This window comes from Agromyces sp. CCNWLW213 (assembly GCF_037199545.1).
In the GTDB taxonomy this organism is placed as follows: domain Bacteria; phylum Actinomycetota; class Actinomycetes; order Actinomycetales; family Microbacteriaceae; genus Agromyces.
Genome location: NZ_JBBBDX010000001.1, coordinates 349,520 through 367,169, shown reverse-complemented (window position 1 = coordinate 367,169; position 17,650 = coordinate 349,520). Strand labels below are relative to the sequence as shown.

Genomic DNA, 17,650 nt, shown 5'->3' with positions numbered 1-17,650 from the left:
GGAACGACCGTGGCCACCGAGGCGCGCCGACCACGCATCGGCGTGATGGGCGGTACGTTCGACCCCATCCACCACGGCCACCTGGTGGCCGCGAGCGAGGTCGCCCAGTCGTTCGAGCTCGACGAGGTCGTGTTCGTGCCGACCGGGCGACCGTACTACAAAGAGGTCGTCACGCCGGCCGAGCACCGGTACCTCATGACCGTCATCGCGACGGCATCCAATCCCCGGTTCACCGTCAGTCGCGTCGACATCGACCGGCAGAAGCCGACCTACACGATCGACACGCTCCGCGACATGCGGGCCGAGCGCCCCGACGCCGACCTGTTCTTCATCTCGGGGGCCGACGCCATCGCCCAGATCCTGTCCTGGAAGGACGTGGAAGAGCTCTGGTCGCTCGCGCACTTCGTCGCTGTGAGTCGCCCGGGTCACGTCCTGTCCGTTTCGGGATTGCCGGAGCAGGACGTAAGCTTGCTCGAAGTACCGGCGCTGGCGATCTCGTCGACGGACTGCCGGGATCGGACGCGCCGGGGCTTCCCGGTGTGGTATCTGGTGCCTGACGGGGTCGTCCAGTACATCTCCAAGCACCACCTCTACCGGAGTGTCGAATGACGTCGTCGCAGGAACCGCCGCTCACGCGTCGCGAGGTCCGCGAGCGAGAACGGCTGCTCGAACAGCAGCGTTCCGAGGCCGCCGCCCGGCCGACCGACGCTCCCACGCCTGCGCAGGCCCCCGTGCAGCCGCCGTATCCGCAGCAGCCGCGCGTGCCCCAGCCGGCGCCGTCCGGCCCGCCGCAGGGCGGAGGTTACGGGCCGCCGTCGGGCGGTGCTCCCGCAGGTACGCCGGTCCGCGGCCCGGGTGCGCCGCAGCCGCCGGATCGTCGTCCGGTCGACGGCCGAGCCGCGACGCCGCCCCCGCAGCGACCGCAGTCCTGGGGCGAGGCGCCCCGGCCGCAGGGCGGTCCCATGCCGCGGTATCAGGACCTGCCGCCCGCGCAGCGCCCCCACCCGGGAACCGATTCCCGGGGCATGACGACCTCAGGCGGCATCCCGCCGCAGGGGCCGCCCCGAGGCGCGACCACCTCGGGCGCGATGCCCACGCCGACCGGGCAGCGGCCGCCGCAGCAGCGACCCGCGCAGCCCGACGTCCGCACCGCCGCGCCCCATCCTGCGCCGTCGCAGCTCAACACGCCCGAGCGCACGCTCACGCGGCGCGAACTGCGGGCGATGCTCGATGCGCACGCCGCCGACGGCTTCGAGGGCGACGACGAGCTCGACGAACCTCAGCGGCCCGGCCCCCAGCGCGCGCCGGCAGCGCAGCAGCGTCCGCCCGCCGGCGCGGGGCAGCGCCCCGATCCGCGGCAGCCGGCCCCCCATCGGCCCCCGCAGCAGCATGCGCCGACCCGTGCGGCCGCGCCGCACACGACGGTCGATGCCGGACTCGACGAGCCGGTCGTCGCGCCCAAGCCGATCGGGCACTGGACCTCGCAGCTCAACCTGCCCGACGACCGCGAGGAGCCGTACGACCAGCTGCTCTCGCGGGGCGGCTCGCCGAGAGGCGTCCCGACGACGACGAACGCGCTGATCCTGCCCACGCTCCCCGATCAGGGGGCGCTCGGCACCCCGCTCGCCCCCAGCGGCGAGATCCTGGTCACGGGCTCGATCGACCTCCCGCGCAGCTACGGCGCGACGGGCGTGCACCCCAGCCAGATCGACTCCGCCGATGTCGACCGGATGTTCGAGAACAACGTCGAGGACGTCGCCGGACCGGGGGTCGCTCCCGTGTCGGCCACGCGTGCCATCAGCACGCAGGGGCAGAACCGGGCCATGGTCGCACCGCCCTCGAAGGAGGGCATGAACGTGCCGCTCGTGCTGGCCGTCACGGCCGGCGTCCTCGCGCTCGGCGTCGTCGCCACGCTGGTGGTCGGCGCAGTCGCGGGACTCTTCTAGAGACGATCGTGAACGCAACCAGGAAGTCGAGTACATGACCGCATCCGACCACGCACATCGCCTGCTCGCCGTCGCCGCGCGCGCCGCCGACGCCAAGGGAGGCGAGGACCTGGTCGCACTGGACGTGTCCGAGCCGCTGCCGTTCGCCGACGTGTTCCTGCTCGTCAGCGGCAGCTCCGAGCGCAACGTCGTGGCGATCGCGGACGCCGTCGTGGAGTCCGTCCGCGACGCCGGACAGGACGTCGCGCGGCGCGAGGGACGCGACGGCGGCCGATGGGCTCTCCTCGATTTCGGCGACCTCGTCGTACACGTCTTCCACCAGGAGGAGCGCCTGTACTACGGACTCGAGCGGCTCTGGCGCGACTGCCCGGCTATCGCCGTGGCGCCGCTGCTGGAGCGTCACGACACGTCGACGGGAGGGGCCGCGGGACCCCACGCGTGAGGCCCGCTCGATTTCATTTCGAGGCCGGGGCTGGTGTACGCTGAATCCGTTGCCCCGCACGGGGTGGCATCCCGAACGGGTCTGTGGCGCAGCTGGTAGCGCACCTGCATGGCATGCAGGGGGTCAGGGGTTCGAGTCCCCTCAGATCCACCAAAACCCCTGATGAATCGCAAGATTCTCAGGGGTTTCTTCGTTGCGGAGGGGCCTGTGAAGGGCCATTGAGGCCCTTTTGGGGCTCTTTTGGTTTCGGCGGACGGCTTCCACAGGCATCCACATCCGGATACCACTGACGGTCGGCATCAAGGTGTGACGCGCACTCCTACGGAGTATGAGCAGATCACCGCAACCCAACATTCCGGCCTACCGATTCGTCGAGAACCTCGGCGACTACCTCAGCGTCGACGAGCTCGCGCAGTACCTCCAGCTGTCCAGGGAGACGATCTACCACTGGCGGCTCGAGGGCGTGGGCCCGAAGGCCACGAAGCTCGGCAAGCACCTCAGGTACAGCCGCGAGAACGTCGCGGCCTGGCTGAAGGATCGGACGGACCGACGGTGACGGCGTTGACGGGACGTCTGCTCTGCTCCAGCAGAGGACGAACACCATGGCACGACGCAAACTGGAGCCCGGATCGCACGGTGAGATCTCGTATCAGCAGCTGCCGGACGGGCGGGTGCACGCCACTATCCGATTCCGGCGCCTCGACGGGACCCACGGCCGGCTTCGCACGCGGGCCGCGTCCAAGGCGCAGGCGCGCAGGACCCTCCTCGAGCTCGTTCGCGAGGAGTACGACGCCGTCCGTGTGCCGCCCGGCGGGCTGACGCCGGACTCGCCGTTCACCGACCTCGCCCGCGAGTACATGGAGCACATGGCCTTCACCGGCGATCAACGCGACACCACGCGGCATGAGAACCTCAGGCTGATCGAGAAGAAGCTCTCGCCGCTGATGGGTGCGCTCACGCTTCGCGAGATCAAGGCGACCACGGTGCTGCGCGTGTACAAGGAGATCTACGCCGACACGCCGCGGCAGGCCGACACCTGCAAGGTGTTGATCAGCCAGATCTGCTCGTACGCCGTCATGAACGACCTCATGCTCGCGAATCCGGCGCGGGAGGTGAAGAGCGTCAAGCGTCGGCCGAAGCCGATCTACGCGCCGGACGCGATGCAGTTGAGCGAATTCCGCTCGATCATCCGCGACTTCCAGGATCGCGAGGATCGGATGGGACCGAGGCCGTCGGACCTGTTGGGCGATGTCGTCGATCTGATCCTGGCGACCGGCGCTCGGGTCAGCGAAGCAGTGGGGCTCAAGTGGCAGTTCGTCGACCTCGACGCGACGCCGCCGCAGGTGACGATCGCCGGCAAGATCGTCGACTCGAAGGGGCAGGCGAAGCGGTACGAGGACTATCTGAAGTCCGACGCCGGCTGGCGAGTCGTCACGATTCCCGTCGAGCTCGTGCCGATGCTCCGGCGCCGCTGGCTCGCCGGCGGTGGGAACGAGTTCGTCTTCCACACGCGGACGGGAGCACCGAACGGCACACAGGATGTCCACCGAGCACTGCGGAGGGTTCGGGAATGGGCCGGCCTCGAGCAGGAGCTCGTGCCGCACGCGCTCCGCAAGTCCGCCGTGACTGCAGTGGCGGATGCCCTGGGCATCGAAGGGGCCGCGCAGTTCGCCGGGCACAAGCGATCCCGCGTGACCGAGCAGTACTACGCGAAGCGTGCGGTGCTGGCGCCGGACACGTCGACCGTCCTTGGTGTGCTGCAGCAGGCCCCGCAGCGGCACCGTGCGCTGATCGCCTTGAGTGCCCGCCGCGATGGCCACCATCAGGACGCTCGAGAGGCATAACGGTGAGCGGATCGTCGTGGTCGCAATGTGCCTGGCAACATCACCGAGCACCGTACCGGTGAGGGCAAGCTCTACCGCTGTGCGGCCAAAGACGTCTTCGCCAACAAGTTCGTCGGCTACTCGATCGACTCCAGAATGGAGTCGATCCTGGCCCGTCAGTGCGCTGAATACCGCCGTCGCGACGCGCGGCGATGTCGCCGGCTGCGTGGTCCACAGCGATCGCGGATCGGTCAATTTCGAAGCCGGAAGGCCCAACGCGCCCTGACCCGTCACCGCATGGTCCGATCTCTTTCTCCCTGCTGCAGAAGGATCTGCTCAACCGCCGCTCCTTGATTACCCGCGGTGAACTGCGGATCTCGACCGCGACCTGGATCGAACGCACGTACCACCGCCGCCGACGCGAGGCCGCCACTCGGACGTTTCACCCACGTCGAATTCGAGACCATCATGAACACGCCAGCCGCACTGGCTGCGTGACTACGAACTGTCACCTATTCGTGCAGCAGACCCGAAGGCGGCCCAAGCGCGACACGCGAGCGCACTGGACGCTTAGTGTCAGATTGCCCGCGTGTGTTCATGCGAAGCTTCAGTGTGGATCTTGGTATCTCCCGCGATCATGGCGACGCATGCGCGGGAGCGGTGCTGCCAGCGTCGGTCGCTGCACGCCGACCGCGCGTCCTTTACATCACCAACCAACTGCCGCTTCCCGCGCACAGCGGCGGGCAAGTGCGCGAAGCGAATCTCCTCAAGCGCCTTGCCTCTCAGTTCGAAGTTCATCTTGTTGCCGTGACCAACGAGTTCGTTCGAGACGTCGGAAACATAGGCCTCACGCTGGACGTATGCGAGTCAGTTCGAGTTTTCGAGGCCCGGCAATGCCAGTCTGAGTTCGCCCCGGCCCGCGTGGCAGATCACTCGAGCGGCGAGGCGGCCGTATTCGTAGAGGACGTTGTGGCCGATTTCGATCTTGTACACGTCGAGGGCTACTTCTTAATCCATCTCGTCCCTCCGACCAGCGCGACCCCGATCTTTCTCTGCGAAGAGAATGTGGAGTTCGCCATAGTCCGGCAACAAGGAGGCGTCGACTCACGGAGGGTTGGCTGGAGGCGTGTCCTCGAACTGGAGCGGGCCGCATGGCGCCGCGCAAGTCTCGTGGGAACCGTATCCGTAGCAGACGCACTGGCGATGCGGCAACTCGAACCAGAATTGAGCTTCATAGCAGTTCCCAATGGAACCGATCACATGCCCCGGGTCGATCGGGCCAGGGAGCGCTCAGAAGAGCCTGAGGTGCTCTTCGTGGGCAACTTCGGCTGGAGTCCAAGCCGCCAGGGAGCTGAGCGGCTACTGTCCGAGATCTGGCCGCGCGTGGTCACCAGACACCCAACCGCTCGCCTGCGGATGGTGGGCGCGGGAATCAACGAGCCACTCCGACAGCTCGCTGCAGCTTCGACCCGCGTGGATCTAATCGGGGAGGTCCCATCGATGCACGAGGAGTTTGCTCGCGCGGATGTGTTCGTGGCACCCATCTCTTCTGGGTCGGGGGTCATGGTCAAGATGGCCGAGGCGATCCGGTCGGGGAGCGTGATCGTCACCAACCAGCTTTCGCTTCGAGGCTACGAGGCAGCGGTCCAGGAATGCGTGAGCATCGCAGAGACCGACGATCACTTCGCGAGGCAGATCGCGCAGCTTCTGTACGACCCGGCCCGCCGCGAGCATCTTTCTCGCCTGACTCTCGCGGCCGCGACGACGCTTACGACCTGGCAGGACTCCGCTGCGCGAATGGCGTCGGCGTGGTCGGTCGCAATGAAGACAGGATCTCGCTCTTGAGAATCGCTCTCATTACCCTTCACAGGGAGACTAACTTCGGCTCGGTGTTGCAGGCGTATGCCCTCAAGCGTGTTCTTCAAAGCTATGGGCACGTCGAGTTGCTCGACTACACCCGGCCAACGCACGCGGGGCTGCGAGGTTTCCTTCGACAGGTCAGGAGCGAGCGTGGTCGGTGGTGGTCAGCGAAGATGGTGAACGCCGCAATACGCGCCGTTGAATTCGCGGTAGCCGAGCGTCGCGGGTTTGGTGAGTTCTTCGACATGCTCTGTGGCATCTCGCCCCAACGCTTCGTCGGGGTTGACGCCTTGCGTCGCGATCCGCCGAAGGCCGATGTCTACGTAACGGGCAGCGACCAGGTGTGGAACCCCGAGTACAACCAAGGGATCGAGCGTGCGTTCTACCTGGATTTCGGACCCGCGTCGATTGGTCGCATCTCTTTCGGGGCGAGTTTCGGAGTTGAAGTGTTGCCTCCCGATCAGGTGGAGCCTACCCGGCAACTGTTGCGCAACTACGCGGCGCTGGGAATCCGGGAGCCCAGCGGCGTCGCTCTTGCTGAAGCACTAGGTTTGTCTGCATCGCGCGTGCTAGACCCGACCCTGCTTCTTGGCTTGGCCGAGTGGAGCGAGCTCACGGACGGCGCGTGGGAGGAAGCCTATGTACTGATCTACAGCGTCGAAGAGGAACGGGGGGATCAATTGGGGGCGGCGGCTAGGTCCCTGGCCGACGAGCTCGGCTGCGCTGTATGGCAGGTCACGGCGAACAGTGGCCGGTATCATCGTGCGGACCAGGTGGACAGGTTGTTCAGCTACTCGTCCCCTAGGCAGTTCCTCGCCTTGTTCCGCAACGCGACCTATGTGGTAACCAGCTCCTTCCACGGGACCGTGTTCTCCGTTGTCTTCGAACGGCCATTTGTGTCAATCGCGCCTCCCCGATACGGAGAACGAGCAAAGTCGCTCCTGGAGTTGCTCGGCATCGAGAATAGGTACATCGAGGGAAGCGAGCTCCCTGTGAAGGAAGTTGACTGGCTCGCGGTTCGCGTGGTGCTGGAACGGGAACAAGCGAGGTCAGTCTCCTTTCTCAGCTCTGCGCTGGCTCACGCCTCCTCTCGCAGTTGAAGCCCTGAGTCATCAGGACCCATCGCGAAGTAGCGGACGCCCCCGACTAACCGGCCAAGATGCCATCCGGCCATCCGGACGACGCGCCCGAGATCAACTGCGTCGCGCGCACGGGCAAGGCGACGAATAACCTCCAGCCAAATCTGCGCCTCCCGCGCAGGCGACGTTCGAAGCGCGATCCGGGATCGATAATTGGCGTAGAGTTGCGAGTAGGTGCGTCCGGAGTTATATCGCTGGCGGAAGAGGGCCCGCATTGTCGGCCGCAGTCGGTAGTGCACGACAGCATCTTTCGCGAATCCGATCGAGTATCCGGCCTCTTGCGCGCGCCACGCGAAATCCACCTCTTCGTGACCGCCTATGTATGACTCGTCGCAACCAGCGAGGACTCTGTATGCCTCTGCTCGGACGCCCATATTGGCGCCCACTGCGTACGGCAGATACCCCATTGATCGTGGCAACGCCGCGCCCGGGGATTCGACCGACCAGGCGCGCACTGCGACACGGTTCAATCGCTTTAGGTCCAGCGCGCCACTCACGACCGCATGATCCTTCAGAGCGCGGTTCATCTCGGAGACCCATTTCGAATCTACGACGTCATCTCCATCGCAGAAGAGCAATATGGCTCCTCTCGCATGCGCAGCTCCCACATTCCGCGCATACGACACGCCTCTCCTTTGACTTCCGTCTACAACCCGCATCCGCACGCCCTCGCGAGTCGCGCTTCGCACGAGGTCCGCGATCCCGTCATAGTCACCATTTGCGACCACGACGACGTCGAACACGGGAGCGTCCGACTGGCAGCAGAGAGCCTGCAGTTGCTGAAGCAGGCGTACGTCGGCCTTGCGAACTGGAATTATGACGCTCACCTCGGGAACTGGCACCGCACGTCCAGCCAGCCGGCGACCGCCTCCGCGTACCACTTGTGACCCTCCGCGAGTGGGTGCCCGCCCTTACCTTTTGGAAGGTGATCCACGAGATCAATGAAGGCCATCGCCTGACCATTAGCACCTACGCCGAGGACGTCCTTCAGTGGAAGCTGGGATACGAACGGCTGCAGGACGGGTGAGGAGAGCTGTGGCGGAGGAAAGGCGAAAAGGTAGCGACGGCTCACCCCGAGCCTTTGGAGGTAGGCGTCGAGTGCTATCCAATCGGTGCAGAAGTTCACCGCTTGTCCCTGCTCGGTCCAGAGGTGGCGGTAGAACGCTCGGCTGGGGCGATGACGCGCTCTATACCGCCAGATGCCAATCCGATGCCATCCCTCGTCTCGATCCGACACATCGGGATGTCCGCGACTTTCCGGCTCCTCCTCCTGCGAGTAGTACTCGTGGCGGGAGAGTTCGGTCCAGCATGTGAGCACTAACAGGTCGGCCGGATCGCAGTCGAGTTGCGTCAACAGACGCGGAAGCAGCTGGATCGAGCTTCGCACTATCCGCCGGTTGGATGCTCCATCCATCGCAAGGTTGACTGGCTTGGCATCAACCAGTTTGGCTAGAAGGTACGGCCAGGCCTGCGATTCAGGGTCCGTCAATTCCTCACCGCGCGTACAGCTGCATCCGTTTGTGACGAGGTACCGAGGCCTCACGTGAGCACTCTCAACCCGGTGGCCTGTTCGAATCGCTCTGCGTCCTGGCGCGTGTTGACCAACGGTTGACTCCGACCATTCAAGCTGGTGTTCAACAGTACGGGACAGCCGGTCGCGCGCTCCCACTCTCCCAAGAGCGCGTAAAGGCCGGGATGCTGCAGTTCCGACACGGTTTGAACGCGGCTACTACCATCGAAATGCGTCACGGCCGGTAGTTCGCTTGGTCGGAGTGTCTTGCCGGTGAACTGCATGTACGGCGATGAACGAACCGGAAGCTCGAAATTCTCCTGGACGCGGTCTTCCCTGATTACCGGGGCGAATGGACGAAACGGTTCTCGCCCCTTGACCCCGTTGACACGGTCCTTCATGGTCGCCGGTCGAGGGTCCGCGAGGATCGAACGATTTCCCAGGGCGCGGGGGCCGAACTCCGCTCGCCCGTTCGCCACCCCCACGATTCCTTCTCGCAGTAGCTCCGTCATCAGGCCCTCGACGGGGTAGTCCCCGCCGATGTCCGTTCCCAGATACGGCCCTGGGAACTCGAGAGGCGTCTGCAGCACGGCTGCGACCGCTCCAACGCTCGAGCCCGCGTCTCCGGGATTCGGAAAAATCCAAACATCGTCGAAGCCACATTCTGCAGCAATTAAGGAATTGGCGACACAGTTAAGTGCCACGCCTCCCGCAAGCACGAGATTGGACGATCTGGTCTGGACCTGCGCCCACTTGGCGATCCGGACGAGCGCGATCTCCGTCACACGCTGGATGCTGGCAGCGAGATCCTCGACTCTCGCGTCGGGCTTCCACGCCCCGATCCCACGATGCACATTGGCCTTGATACGAAATCCAGAGTCGCGGAGTTCGACGAAGTCGTCGAAGATATCCTGCACCCAGATGGGCTCGCCAGCCGACGCCATACCCATGACCACGTACTCGTCCTCGTTCGGCCTGAATCCGCAGCGCCGGGTGAACGCGCTGTATAGCAGGCCGAGGCTATGTGGGTAGTCGACGGTGCTCAGGCGGCGGAGGCCGGAAGCGGCATCAAATGCGCTCACGGTAAATGTCGCGAACTCACCGATCGAATCCGCGGTGATTACCGCCGCATTGGAGAACCCGCTCGTGTAAACCCCGGCAGCCGCATGACTATCGTGATGGCTTGAGTATTGCTCGATCGAGGTGCCGCCCCAATCGACGTCTAGACGTCTCAGATACCGCGAGGGCAGATCACTCAGAGCCAGAGCGTCACGGATCTGGCCGGCGCGCACCTGCCGCATCTTTTTGCGCAATGGACGCTCGTACCAGAAGAGCGCCTCGGGTTGCCCGAAGGTCAGGGCCTCACTGAGGAGGTCCGGATGAAGAAGCGCCTCGTTCTTCCGGCGTGAGTACCTTTCGCTGTGCGCCGCGAATCTCAAAGCTTTGCCCTCGAAGACGGCGAGCGCCGCGTCATGGGAGAGCGCCGAAATGCCCCAAGATATCAAAGTCCGTCCGCCGTTCTGTCCTCGGTTCTCAATTTGGTCCGATGGAGCTACTTGTAAAGGAACGGGTCCTTGCGACGAAGTGCGCGCAAGCGACGGCGACGACGCCATGACTCTATGAGTCGACGAACCACATCTCCTCCTCACCCGGGGACCAGCGTTCCCGTTGACGGCTGACACGTATGCGCGGTGAGACGAGCGTATTGGTTCAGATCCGACCTGGCCTCATCCGGCGCGCCCGATGCGGGTGAACGGAGGTTGCGCTTCAACAGTCGCTCGATCCGGGCGCTGCGTGGAGCGGAGGTTGACAGGGTGCCACTTGACTGCGCATCACCTGAGCGTTCGCATTTGCGCACGGACGGCGGTCGATTGTAGGACGTTCATCCTCAAGGAGGACGCTAGAACAGCCTCGATCGTCCCGGTGTCTGGAAACCCGCCCGATGAATCCGCTCGTTCAGGGGTCTCTTCTGCAATTGGGCGATTGTCTCGTGGTGGCAGTCACGGGGATTCAGCGCTTCGGTTCTCGCTACGTGCGAACCGAGTCGGAACCCGTTTCGGACCTGCGTCGGCGTTCCACGTCCTCCATGACGCTCTTCGCAAAGTCTGCGTCACGATCAGCGATGGCAACGTCTTCGATGGCATCCGCGGTGACCTCGCCAGGCCACGCGGTTTGTCGCGTTGGCCGGTCGCGGTCGAGCCGCGTTCCCGAGATCGCGACCCAGTCGTGGAGGCGCTGACGTGCGTCGGCGAAGTCGCGGTGCCAGCCGAAGGGGGCCGAGCCGTGCTGGTCGGGGTCGTAGGCGCTGAGCCAGTGGAGGTGGAGCGCGGAGAGTTCCCAGACGAGTTCTGGGTGGCGGTGCCAGAACGGTGGTACGACGGACGCTGGTAGGCCGTAGGTCCGGCGGAGCCAATTGACTCAGCGGTTGAGCTCCATCCACTCGATCTCGGCTTCCTCGGCCGTGAGCAGGTTCCAGTTGATCGGGTGCGGCGGTTCCGGGGTCAGCGGTCCGTCGAGGTCGTCGAACGCGTCGGCTCCGAGGGCGTCGTCGTCGACCTGCCAGTGGCTGGAGGCATCCGTCATGTTCGGCTCACAGCCCGAGGCTGGAATGGTCGTCCCGCACGAGCGCGGGCCGACGGGCCGCGAGCGCGTCGGGTGCGGCGTGCTCGATTGTCGGTCCGGCCCGGCGGGAGCGGTCGACGTCGTAGTTGGTCCGGGCGAGGTCGTGGCCGATCTTCTTGGCGACGAACTCCTCGCGCTCGACGATGGCGCCATCGCGCTCGACCTCGAACGTTCGGACGTAGCCCTCGGCGACGAAGCTGTCACCCTTCGCGAACCGGGCGAGGGCGCGCTCCGCGGTGGCCCGGTAGGTCACGAGGTCGTGGAAGCTCGGCTCAAGCTCGCTGAACGTACCGTCGTCTTCGCGGCGGAAGTGCGGCTGGCCGATGCGGACGTAGAAGCGGGTGTCGCCGTTCTCGGTGATGGACTGCTGCGGATCCGAGGCGATGAACCCGGAAAGCGACTGCTGCGTGTGAAGAGCCATGGGACGCAACCTCCAGTTTCTCGAGCGACCACCTGGTCCGCTCGCGAAACAGGTGTGCCGCCAGCGTCACGGCCGTGGATTCGAGGGCGCCCTGTCGGGTCGTGTGCGAATGCGGCGCCTTCATCGAACGCCCGTGCCGGCACGTCAATTGAGATCCCAGGGGCGTGCCAATCATTGAGCGGTTGATGCGAGGCCAACTGTGCAGTTCGGGACCGGCTATCGGGCCCGCGCGCATGCAGCGAAGAAGCAGGATCTAAATCTGAAGTACATACCTACTTGACCGAGAGCATGGGAGTGGATTATGTTTCAAGTAGGTACTACTAAAACCAAAGAAGGATGGAACATGATTGTTGTCAACCTGAAGCGCAGCTATCCCCTCGTGCAACTCGGGACGGCGGACCTCAACGACGTCACCCTCGGCGCCTGGGCCGGCGTGACCGACGAGGCGATCGAGCGGTTCGGTGACGTCATCCTCGGTGTCTACCAGGACAAGGTCGTCTCGGCCTACGACATCACCGGCCACAGCCGCGAAGACGACCGAGTCACCTTCGAGGGCAACGAATCCGCCGAGTTCGAGCACCTCATCGGCCAGCAGAGCCCCGTCCCGGCCTGGAAGCGCGGGCAGGCTCGCCCCACCCGCTACATCGAAACCGAGATCGTCCGCACGGGCTCTGCTCCCGTCGAGCTCATCGAAGATGGCATCCGTCGCGCCGTCGTCGCGGGCTACACCCTCACGGTCGACTCCGATAACATCGCGACCATCACAGTGCCCCGCGGCGGCGTGGTCACCGTCGTCACCGGCGGCGCCGAGTAGTGCCCACGATGATGCAGCCGCCGGCCGAGACGATCTACGCGACCACCCCGCACGACACAGCGCGCTTCCTGCTGGGCACCGAGGGAGGCAACCCGCTCGTGTGCGTCGGGGTGAACCCCAGCACCGCGGCGCCCGGGGCGCTTGACCTCACCGTGACCAAGGTGAAACAGTTCGCGGCCCGCAACGGATTCGACAGCTGGGTGATGCTGAACTTATACCCGCAGCGAGCAACCGACGCGAGCGAGATCCACGACGACCACAACCCTGAACTCAAGGCCGAGAACGAGCAACGCATCGCTGAGTTCATCGATGGCCGCCGGCTCACGCTACTCGCCGCATGGGGCGAGCTGATCGACACGCGGCCGTACCTGCTGCCGATGCTCGAAGGCATCGTGTCCGTAACCAGCGCCTCGGGCTGCGACTGGGTGTCGATCGGCGATTTCCTCCAGAGCGGACACCCGCGCCACCCATCTCGAGCCGGCTACAAGTGGCCCCTGCAGACATTCGACATGGACGAGTATCTGGAGCTCCTCAGAGCACGAGCTGAGGCCCGCGCAAAGCGGGCCCAGCGAAAGCCGTAGAGCGACGGATCAGTCCTCCGCGTCGAGAACGCATACCGCGAGAACCGGGACCGACACCTTCCGCCGACTCGTCGTTTCAGGTCGCGTCGCATCAGCGCTCACGTCGGGAGCCTCTGGCCCCGCCGACCAAATCCGTGGTCGCGGTGAGGGATGCACGAGAGGTCGCCGGTCCCCGGAGATCATATTCCGCTAGGCAGGAGGCTGCGACGCTGTCGGCTTCGCGTCGAGGTGCTCAACGTCGGCGATCAGCTCCAGGACGTTCGGGTAGCGGGCCGACAGATCGTGGGCGGCGCACTTCTGAACGATCCGGCTCACCTCGTCGCCGACCGAACTCAGCGACTCCTTCCCGGTGAAGATGTAGGAGAGAACCCAGCCGATCGAGTACATCTCGTTGGCGACGTCGTAGTTCTTGAAGTTGTCGAGGAGCGGGTCGCGGATGGTTCCACGCATCTCGGTCTGAGTGCGGGTGAACTGTGACGTCTTGTCCTTCACGAGCCCAAAGTCGCTGAGCTTGACCAGAACGGCCCCGTCGTCGAAGACTTTCAGCAACACGTTCTGCAGGCTGATGTCGCGGTGCAAGTAGCCCTTCGTGTGCAGGTAGTTGAGCCCGTAGAGGAACTGCAATGCGATCCGCTTCCGAGATGCGAATAACAGCTTGCCGTTGCGCTTCGCGATGAACGAGCGCAGCGTCTCGTCGCAGAACTCCATGCGGTACTCGTTCTGCTCGTCGTCGTACTTGTAGACCTGCACGACGTACGGGAAGCTCAGCCCTTTCATCACCTCGAACTCTTGCTTGAAGCGGACGAGGTCGCGCTCGTCGATTCCGCGCTTTGCGCGCTTCACTGCGAATTTGATTCCGTAGTCGGGATCGACGTACGAGTGCACGGTGCCGTAGGAGCCTTCGCCGACCATCTTCAGCTCGACCGGTGTCTGTTGCTTCTTCAGCTTTACCGAGGCCGCCGGCCGCGTGAACACCGACTCGTACTTGATGACGTCGATCAGCTCGAAGTCGTCAGGCACCGCGCTACCGCCGCTCGGGGCAAGCCACGGTTCGCACCGCTCGATCGCCGCCTGGTAGGAATCGACCAGTTGCACCTGGACCCCGGCACGCCCTGCGTCGTGGAGGTCCTGGTTGATCTCTTTGATCAGCCCGAGCATCTCGCGGCTGTTCTCAGCCCAGTAGTGCTTCGTGGTCTTCGCTCGGCCGTTGATCTCGTCGAAGTGCCGGTTCAGGCGCTGGTGGAGCACGGCGAACATGTGGCCGAACTCGGGATCGTCATAGATCCGAGCGAACGCGGGCGATGCCGCCTGGCTCGCGTACTTCTCCTTTAGATCAGTCAGCGCGAACTCTGAGGGGCTTGCCACCGGGCCGCCTTCCGCCAAGGATGAGATCCTCTCAGGCTACGACGCCTGCCGGACACTCGACGCCCGGTACACGCGCGCGGAGTGACGCGAATGCCCGGTCACATCTGGACGTTCGCCACCTCGGCACCGCGGCGCCGACGCAGGCTAGAGAGCAGCCAACTGCAGCGAGCAGAACCGCGACGCCCATCGTCGCGATCTATGGAGTGGGGTTCCGAGGAGCAGAGTGCCCGCGGCCGCGAAGCCGACGGCTCCGCCGATGCTTCCGGCGATCGCGCGTGCGCGTTCGTTCCGGTGTGCACAAGACTGCGGGCGTACGGAGCCCTGCAGCGATCATGACGCGACATACTGAACCGGTGTCAGCGGCTACGACGGACCGGTTGCAGAGGACTGCCCTCCATTACGCCGCCCTCCATGGGGACCTCGCGACGCTCGGTTCACTCCTGGAGGAGGGATTTGATCCGGGTTCCGCCGACGCGAACGGATGGACACCGCTGCACTTCGCCGCTCAGAGCCATTCGCTGCGCGCGGTCGAACTCCTGTTGGTCGCCGGCGCACCGCCCGACGCTCAGGACAGGCACGGTAACGGCGCGCTCTGGGTGGCCGTGTTCAGCTCGCATGGGCGCGGCGACGTCATCCGCGCCCTGCTCGATCATGGGGCGAATCCTGAATTGGAGAACAACCACGGCGCGACGCCGCGGTCGGCTGCGTCTTCGATCGCGAACTACGACGTGGCGACTCACACGGACCCGGGATCGAATGGCGCGCGGGGGTGCTGCGTCGCGCGGACGTGGGCGACGTGGACGTTCTCGACCGCGGTTCGGAGCCGGTCGAAGCGGCCGAGCGGGTTCCCTCGGTACTGGGCGAGGTAGTACACATCGGCACCTTGGCGGGTGATGCGGATGCCGCCGTAGGCGTGGCCGTCCGCGTCGCGCAGGGTCCAGAAGCCCGGACGATTCTCGTCGGCATTAAGGAGCGGGTGCCACTGGCCGGGGTCGGACTGCGTGGTGTTCATTGTGTTGTCCTTCGGCGGGGTGGTGGTCGATTCCTGGTAGAGGCTCCAGACCATCTCGGCGCAGAGGCGAAGCTCGTCGATGGGGAAGTAGCCGATGAAGTCTCGCGCGATATCATCCGCTGCCCACGTGTCGGCGCGGAGGAGCGGTCTCGGCGGGTAGCCGGCGTTGACGATGTGGATGACGGCAATGCGCCGGCTGCCGTCGAACTGCAGCCAGCTGCCGGGTCGGACGACCGGAGTTTCGGCTGCCAGTACCGCATGCTTCGAACATACATTCGAAAACTGACGCCGGGAACTCAGTTGTCATCGACCGAGGACGGGTCAGCTGTCGCAGGGCATGGTGGCACCCGCAAGCGCCGCTCGATGTCGGTTCGATGTGCTCGCAGCTCCGAGGCATCCGCTCGGCTCGTCCACATACGCAACGTCGCGATCACCGGGGGAGCGGCGCGAAGAAGGATGAGCCCAGTTCCGAAGGGGAGCATTCGGATCGTGTCGGGCGGCATGGTCGCGACCCGCCGGATCGAGCGCTGCGAGGATCGGGATCCTCGGTCGCCGACGGTGGTGGCGTCGGTCGCTTCGTCGCGCTCGCCGATGAGGGTTGAGAGGTCCTGCAGGTCGCGAGAGTTGGATGCTCCGCCGAGGACTATCTTCACGATGGAGGCGTCCCAGATCGCGTTGGCGGCGTTGTCGCTCCACTTCGTGCGGGCCTGTGCCAAGGACTGCAGGACGGGCATCGTCGTGATGCCGGTTCCGCCGCCTTCGGCCATCAGACTCGGGAGCGAGGGCAGCGGTGCGAGGTTGCCGATCTCGTCGAGCGCGAGCAGGAGCGGCGGGTCGAGGCGAGCGCCGACATTGCGGGCCGCCATCCGCCGGGCGGTCTCGATGAGGTCTTCGACGAACGCCGAGACGAGGGCGGCGGAGTTGTTCGCGCCGGCGCCGGTGGCGAGGAGGTACAGGGTGCCGTTGCTGCGGAGGAACTGCTCGGGGTCGAAGTCTTCGCCGTCGCCGGGGGACACGGCCTCGAGCACGCGGGGATCGGCGAGGGCGCCGAGCGAGAGCGACACGCCCTGCCAGATAGAGTCGCGCGTCCGCGGGTCGGCTTCGAGCATGGCCTGGAGGGAATCGCCCCAGCCGGTCGCGGCGTTCGGGTTGCTCAGCAAGATCGACACGGCATCGTGAGAGGCGGACGGATCGAGGGTCCAACGGAAGAGCTCAGCGGGTGGGCGGCGGTCCAGCGCGGCGGCATGCAGCAGCGATTGGAGGGCGGTGCGGGTTTTGGCTTCCCAGAACCCACCCGCGTCGACGCCGCCGGCGGCGAGCCCGGTTCCGGCGGCGAGCCCGGTTGCGCGGATCATGGCGGTGAGCGGGTCCTGGCAGCCGCGGATCGGCGACCAGCGCAGACCGGCGGGGACGCCCGCCGCGAGCTGCTGTGGGTCGAACACCGCCACGGGACCGACTCGTTGCCGGGCTCGGATGGTGACGGTGAGGTTGTCGGGTCGAGTGGACGTCGTCACGACCGGGCCGGGCGCGTCGAGGATCGCGTTGATGACGATGTGCGCGCCCTTGCCGGAACGCGGTGGGCCGATGACGAGCATCGAGTCCTCGACGCTCGCCCATACCGTGTTGCCACGCGCGTGGCCGAGCGCGTAGCCGACGTCTGTCGGGCGTGCGTCCGTCAGGGAGGGGCGAAGGTGGGCGGCGCGCTTCATCAGTGCCGAGCGGGAGGCAGCGCGGGCCACTTCGGCGCGGGTGGCGATGCCGGCGATGCGATGGGGGGCGAGCTTGTGGGTGCGAGCCGTGCTGCGAAGCATCCGCCACACCCACGTTGCTGCGGCCGTCGCTGTCGCGATGAGCACGGCTGCGGTGAGCCAGAAGGCGACGGGATCCAGCCGGGGGGCGTCGAGCGCAGCGGATGGATCGGCCGGGTTCAGGAGCACGGCGAGCCCGGTCTCTGGCCCACCGGCCGGCTGGGGGAGCCCGGTGGCCCAGGCGGTGATCGTGCCGGCGACCCGGAGCAGCACGGCGATGCCGATCGCCCCAATCAGCATCGCGATGCCGAGATTCGCGAACTCGTCGCCGAGAGTGCCGGTCCGTGTAGAGCTCATCGACGGCTTC

16 protein-coding genes, 1 tRNA gene and 3 pseudogenes are annotated in these 17,650 nt (G+C 65.6%); 12 read left to right on the top strand and 8 right to left on the bottom strand.

The features are described from left to right. The first annotated feature begins 9 nt into the window (after window positions 1-9). The 9 genes and pseudogenes from nadD to WBQ80_RS01720 all read left to right on the top strand — a co-directional run bounded on the left by nadD (window position 10) and on the right by WBQ80_RS01720 (window position 7,171). On the top strand, window positions 10-609 hold the full coding sequence (gene nadD, locus WBQ80_RS01760) for a nicotinate-nucleotide adenylyltransferase (protein ID WP_336570180.1): 600 nt from the start codon (window positions 10-12) through the stop codon (window positions 607-609). 416 nt (window positions 610-1,025) lie between these two features. After that, window positions 1,026-1,946 carry a hypothetical protein gene (locus tag WBQ80_RS01755; RefSeq protein ID WP_336570181.1) on the top strand — a complete coding sequence of 307 codons (921 nt, stop codon included), beginning with the start codon at window positions 1,026-1,028 and terminating at the stop codon, window positions 1,944-1,946. Between the two features lie 34 nt (window positions 1,947-1,980). Next, complete coding sequence (gene rsfS / locus WBQ80_RS01750; RefSeq protein WP_336570182.1) at window positions 1,981-2,388, top strand: ribosome silencing factor; 408 nt, start codon at window positions 1,981-1,983, stop codon at window positions 2,386-2,388. A gap of 77 nt (window positions 2,389-2,465) precedes the next feature. Next, window positions 2,466-2,541, top strand: a tRNA-Ala gene (locus tag WBQ80_RS01745). A 175-nt stretch (window positions 2,542-2,716) separates the two neighbouring features. Then, window positions 2,717-2,944 (top strand): helix-turn-helix transcriptional regulator, encoded by a 228-nt coding sequence (locus WBQ80_RS01740; protein WP_336570183.1) that lies wholly within the window; start codon window positions 2,717-2,719, stop codon window positions 2,942-2,944. Window positions 2,945-2,990: 46 nt separating this feature from the next. After that, window positions 2,991-4,232 carry a tyrosine-type recombinase/integrase gene (locus tag WBQ80_RS01735; protein WP_336570184.1) on the top strand — a complete coding sequence of 414 codons (1,242 nt, stop codon included), beginning with the start codon at window positions 2,991-2,993 and terminating at the stop codon, window positions 4,230-4,232. 36 nt (window positions 4,233-4,268) lie between these two features. Further along, window positions 4,269-4,709, top strand: a pseudogene (locus WBQ80_RS01730) (transposase); the annotation flags it as partial. A 309-nt stretch (window positions 4,710-5,018) separates the two neighbouring features. Continuing rightward, window positions 5,019-6,056, top strand: coding sequence for a glycosyltransferase (locus tag WBQ80_RS01725; RefSeq protein WP_336570185.1), 1,038 nt, complete (start codon window positions 5,019-5,021; stop codon window positions 6,054-6,056). Continuing rightward, entirely contained in the window at window positions 6,053-7,171 is a 1,119-nt protein-coding gene (locus tag WBQ80_RS01720) for a polysaccharide pyruvyl transferase family protein (protein WP_336570186.1), read from the top strand. Before WBQ80_RS01725 ends, WBQ80_RS01720 begins: the two co-directional genes overlap by 4 nt. Here WBQ80_RS01720 and WBQ80_RS01715 read toward each other — a convergent pair. From WBQ80_RS01715 to WBQ80_RS01700, 5 genes and pseudogenes are all read right to left on the bottom strand, one after another. After that, complete coding sequence (locus WBQ80_RS01715; protein ID WP_337282445.1) at window positions 7,150-8,037, bottom strand: glycosyltransferase; 888 nt, start codon at window positions 8,035-8,037, stop codon at window positions 7,150-7,152. The genes WBQ80_RS01720 and WBQ80_RS01715 overlap by 22 nt on opposite strands. After that, a complete protein-coding gene (locus tag WBQ80_RS17010) occupies window positions 8,034-8,753 on the bottom strand; it encodes a DUF6071 family protein (protein ID WP_442892651.1) in 720 nt (239 codons plus the stop codon). The genes WBQ80_RS01715 and WBQ80_RS17010 overlap by 4 nt, the downstream gene beginning before the upstream one ends. Further along, window positions 8,750-10,333 (bottom strand): carbamoyltransferase family protein, encoded by a 1,584-nt coding sequence (locus tag WBQ80_RS01710; RefSeq protein WP_336570188.1) that lies wholly within the window; start codon window positions 10,331-10,333, stop codon window positions 8,750-8,752. Before WBQ80_RS01710 ends, WBQ80_RS17010 begins: the two co-directional genes overlap by 4 nt. Window positions 10,334-10,748: 415 nt before the next feature. Next, window positions 10,749-11,303 (bottom strand): annotated as a pseudogene (locus WBQ80_RS01705) (hypothetical protein). A 7-nt stretch (window positions 11,304-11,310) separates the two neighbouring features. After that, on the bottom strand, window positions 11,311-11,763 hold the full coding sequence (locus tag WBQ80_RS01700) for a single-stranded DNA-binding protein (RefSeq protein ID WP_336570189.1): 453 nt from the start codon (window positions 11,761-11,763) through the stop codon (window positions 11,311-11,313). A gap of 343 nt (window positions 11,764-12,106) precedes the next feature. On the opposite strand from WBQ80_RS01700, the gene WBQ80_RS01695 reads away from it, so the two are divergent. Both WBQ80_RS01695 and WBQ80_RS01690 read left to right on the top strand, forming a co-directional pair. Next, complete coding sequence (locus WBQ80_RS01695; protein ID WP_336570190.1) at window positions 12,107-12,577, top strand: hypothetical protein; 471 nt, start codon at window positions 12,107-12,109, stop codon at window positions 12,575-12,577. 8 nt (window positions 12,578-12,585) lie between these two features. Next, window positions 12,586-13,158 (top strand): DUF1643 domain-containing protein, encoded by a 573-nt coding sequence (locus WBQ80_RS01690; RefSeq protein ID WP_336570191.1) that lies wholly within the window; start codon window positions 12,586-12,588, stop codon window positions 13,156-13,158. Between the two features lie 189 nt (window positions 13,159-13,347). Here the strand turns inward: WBQ80_RS01690 and WBQ80_RS01685 are convergent, their stop codons facing one another. Beyond that, entirely contained in the window at window positions 13,348-14,541 is a 1,194-nt protein-coding gene (locus tag WBQ80_RS01685) for a protein kinase family protein (RefSeq protein WP_336570192.1), read from the bottom strand. Between WBQ80_RS01685 and WBQ80_RS17005 the strand changes: the two are divergent. Further along, window positions 14,460-15,158, top strand: a pseudogene (locus WBQ80_RS17005) (ankyrin repeat domain-containing protein); the annotation flags it as partial. The gene WBQ80_RS01685 and the pseudogene WBQ80_RS17005 sit on opposite strands and share 82 nt — an antisense overlap. Window positions 15,159-15,259: 101 nt before the next feature. On the opposite strand, the gene WBQ80_RS01675 reads toward WBQ80_RS17005, so the two are convergent. Together WBQ80_RS01675 and WBQ80_RS01670 are read right to left on the bottom strand one after the other, a co-directional pair. Continuing rightward, window positions 15,260-15,535 (bottom strand): hypothetical protein, encoded by a 276-nt coding sequence (locus tag WBQ80_RS01675; RefSeq protein ID WP_336570194.1) that lies wholly within the window; start codon window positions 15,533-15,535, stop codon window positions 15,260-15,262. 296 nt (window positions 15,536-15,831) lie between these two features. Next, window positions 15,832-17,640 (bottom strand): type IV secretory system conjugative DNA transfer family protein, encoded by a 1,809-nt coding sequence (locus WBQ80_RS01670; RefSeq protein ID WP_336570195.1) that lies wholly within the window; start codon window positions 17,638-17,640, stop codon window positions 15,832-15,834. Window positions 17,641-17,650: the final 10 nt, after the last annotated feature.